At 55.2% G+C, this 3,975-nt stretch carries 3 protein-coding genes; 2 read left to right on the plus strand and 1 reads right to left on the minus strand.

Annotation, left to right across the window (positions count from 1 at the left end; genetic code table 11):
* The coding region (polA, locus tag ACTHUM_RS08015) for a DNA polymerase I (RefSeq protein WP_440402817.1) at positions 1-2,616 on the minus strand (2,616 nt) is incomplete at its 3' end.
* 181 nt (positions 2,617-2,797) lie between these two features.
* Here polA and ACTHUM_RS08020 point away from each other — a divergent pair.
* Complete coding sequence (locus ACTHUM_RS08020; RefSeq protein ID WP_049331682.1) at positions 2,798-3,298, plus strand: hypothetical protein; 501 nt, start codon at positions 2,798-2,800, stop codon at positions 3,296-3,298.
* A gap of 53 nt (positions 3,299-3,351) precedes the next feature.
* The coding region (locus ACTHUM_RS08025; RefSeq protein WP_440402818.1) for a PspA/IM30 family protein at positions 3,352-3,975 on the plus strand (624 nt) is incomplete at its 3' end.

Below are 3,975 nucleotides of genomic sequence, written 5' to 3' on the forward strand. Positions count from 1 at the left end.
GAGGTCGCCTGAAAGCCAGCGGGATACGTCTATCATGGCGCGTTTGATGAGGTCGGACGCGGTGCCTTGCATGGGGGCGTTGATGGCGGCGCGTTCGGCTCCGGCGCGGGCGTTGGCGTTTTTGTTGTGGATGTCGGGCAGGTAGAGGCGGCGGCCGAACAGGGTTTCGACGAAGCCTTGCGCGGCGGCTTGTTCTTTGGTGCGCTGCATGTATTCGGCGACGCCGGGATAGCGGGCGAAGTAGCGGTCGATAAAGTTTTTAGCGGAGATGTTGTCGATGCCCAATGATTTGGCGAGGCCGTATTGGCCCATGCCGTAAATGAGGCCGAAGTTGATGGTTTTGGCGTAGCGGCGTTGTTCGGACGAGACGTTTTCGGGGGCGATGCCGAATACTTCGGCGGCGGTGCGGCGGTGTACGTCTTCGCCGTTTTGGAACGCGGCGATGAGGGTTTTGTCGCCGGAGAGGTGCGCCATGATGCGTAGCTCGATTTGGGAATAGTCGGCGGAAACGATGACGCTGCCTTGCGGTGCGGTGAAGGCGCGGCGCACGCGGCGGCCTTCGGCGGTGCGGATGGGGATGTTTTGCAGGTTGGGGTTGTTGCTCGCGAGGCGGCCGGTAATGGCGACGGCTTGGGCGTAGGTGGTATGCACGCGGCCGTCTTTGGGGGAAATCATTTCGGGCAGTTTGTCGGTGTAGGTGGATTTGAGTTTCGCCAGGCTGCGGTTTTGCAGGATGATTTTGGGCAGGGGGTAGTCGGGCGCGAGCTGTTCGAGCACGGCTTCATTGGTGGAAATGCCGCCTTTGGCGGTTTTTTTCAGGCCTTTGGTGGGGATGCCCATTTTGTCGAACAGGATTTCTTGCAGCTGTTTGGGCGAGTTGAGGTTGAACGGCTGGCCTGCGGCGGCGTATGCTTCTTGTTCGAGCTTCATCAGCTCTGCGCCGAGTTCCGCGCTTTGGCGGGCGAGTTCGGCGCGGTCGATTTGCACGCCGTTGCGTTCCATTTCAAACAATACTTGCGCGACAGGCAGCTCCATTTTTTCATACATTTCAAGCTGTTTGGCGTCCATTTGCGCGCGCAGGTGCGCTTCGAGGCGCAGGGCAAAATCTGCGTCTTGGGCGGCGTATTCAGTTGCCTGTCCGATGGCAACGTCAGCAAAACTGATTTGCTTTGCGCCTTTGCCACACAACGATTCGTAGGTAATGGTTTCCAAGCCGAGCCAGCGTTCGGACAACTCGTCCAAGCCGTGTCCGAGATGGCTCTCAATGATGTAGGAAGCGAGCATGGAATCGCCGGCAATGCCGTTCAGGGCTATGCCGTAGTTGGCGAAAACGTGTTGGTCGTATTTGAGGTTTTGCCCGATTTTTTTCAGGGCAGGATTTTCCAAATGCGGTTTCAGACGGCCTAATACGTCTTGCAAATCAAGCTGTTCGGGCGCGGCAGTAAGGCTGTGTCCTACGGGGATGTAAACCGCTTCGCCTGCTTGGAACGCGATGCTGATGCCGACCAGCGCGGCATTCATCGCGTCTAATGACGTGGTTTCCGTATCGATGCCGATTTTGTCCGCCTGCGCCAGTTTGTCCAACAAGGCGGCAAACTGCGCTTCGGTGGTAATGGCTTGATAATCCAGTTTTTCGGGAGCTGGGGCAAGTTCGGGTTGTTTTTCAGGCTGTGTTTCCATCGCCAATGCGGCCTGTTCGCCAATATGCTCGCTGCCGAACAAATCTGTATTTTGTGCTTCGTGCATACGGCTTTCCGCCTCTTTCAGCCAAGTACGGAAACCCCAGCGTTTGAAATCGACAACCAGCTGCGACCATTTCGGCGAAGTGCGGCGCAGGCTTTCGAGGCCGTCTGAAAGCTCGGTATGCAAGTCCACATCGGTTTTAATCGTTACCAAATCATACGACAGCGGCAGTTGTTCCAAAGCGGCTTGCAGGTTTTCGCCCACCTTGCCTTTGACTTCGCCAGCGTGTTCCATCACACCAGCCAGCGAGCCATAGGCTTCTAGCCACTTCACCGCGGTTTTCGGGCCGCACTTTTCCACGCCCGGCACGTTGTCCACCTTATCGCCCATCAGTGCAAGATAATCGCGGATTTGGTCGGGGCGCACGCCGAATTTCTCCTTCACGCCTTCAATGTCCAGCGTTTCGCCGCTCATCGTGTTCACCAGCGTCACGCGCTCGTTCACCAACTGCGCCATGTCCTTATCGCCGGTAGATACCACTACGCTCCACCCTGCTTCGCTAGCCATCTTAGCCAAAGTGCCGATAACGTCGTCCGCTTCCACTTGCGGAATCACCAACACCGGCCAGCCCATCAGGCGCACCAAATCCGGCAAGGCTTCCGCCTGCGGGCGCAAATCATCCGGCATCGGCGGACGCGTCGCCTTATAGTCGGGGAACATCTCGTGGCGGAAATTCTTACCCTTCGCATCAAACACCACCGCGCAATAGTCATGCACATAATCTGCCCGCAGCCGGCGCAGCATGTTCAACACTCCATACATCGCCCCAGTCGGCGCACCGTCGGGCGCGGACAAATTCTGCCCCATAGCATGATAGGCGCGGTAAAGATAAGAAGAGCCGTCAACGAGAAGGAGTGTGGGTTTGTTGGACATGGGGAACCTGCTGTGTGTATGAAAATAATGTACGGATTATAAAGGAAAAGGCCGTCTGAAAACCGAAAATCAAGTTTCAGACGGCCTGATGTTTACATAAATATACGGTTTCTGGTATTGCGCCTCAGAATCCCATCTTGTATATTTGTATTCAAATGAATACAAACCAAATCAAAAGAATATGAATGCAACGAACCGTATCCCAATTAGTGTGCGCATCACTCAGGAAGATGCTGATTTTATTGCTGAACTAAAAATCGAAGGTGCAAATACGCCGTCTGAAAAAATCCGCGAATTGCTCAAGCTGGCACGCTTGGCGCATACGCAGACACGCGATTACGGCTCTGCACTGACGGCGCAGGAGCAGTTTTTCCAAGCAGCAAAACACGAAATCTTGCACGCTGAAAAACAGGCCGGAGTGCATTCGCATATCGTGGCGAGGTTGTTTGAACAACTGCCCGACTTGGGCGCAACACTCGCCGCCGACCTGCCCGAAGAAGCTGACCTCGACGATTTGAAAAAATACGAGCGCGAACTGATGTGGCGCATCGTCCGCCTCACCGACAGCATCCTGCAACTCGCCGTAACCGGCAAAGGCGCGGCATACGACGACAGCGTTCTGCAACAGCTTGAAAACACTTTGAAACTGGCGAAGATTGTACAACAGGCAAATGAAGTTTAAGACTGCTGCCATACCAAATGAAACAAACACATTTTAGTGAAAGGAAAATCCAAATGAGCGAAACCCTATCCCGCCGAGTAGGTCGTCTGGTAAGCGGCGGTTTTCATGCCCTAATTGATGCGGCGGAAAACCTTGCACCTGAAGCGGTCATGAACGAAAGCATCCGCGAAATTGAGCGCGCAGTAGATGAAGTGCGCGCTGAGTTGGGCAAAGTGTTGGCGCAGAAACATCTTGCCGCCAAGAAAATGGCCGATGAAAGCAACCGCCACGAGGCCATTGATGCCAATCTGCAAGCCGCCGTAGATGCCGGTCGCGATGATCTTGCCGAAGCGGGTATCGCCGAGCAGATGGACATCGAAGCGCGTCTGCCCATCTTAGAAAACACCATTGCCGACTGTGCTGCACAAGAAAAAGAGCTTGAAGGCTTTATCGCCGCCCTGCAGGCGAAAAAACGCGAGATGCAGCAGCAGTTGCAAGACTGGCGTGCCGCACAGCAAAGCATGGGCACAGGCAAAACAGCCGGTGGTAACGGCAGCGACCTCAACCGCATTGCCCGTGATGCCGAAAAAAGCGGCAATGCCTTCGACCGTGTGATGGGTCGCCAAAACTCGGTACACAGCAGCACCGATGCGGCGCAGTTGGCCAAGCTGAAAGAACTGGAAGACTTAAGCCGCAAC

The sequence above is a fragment of the Neisseria sp. P0021.S006 genome (assembly GCF_051956895.1).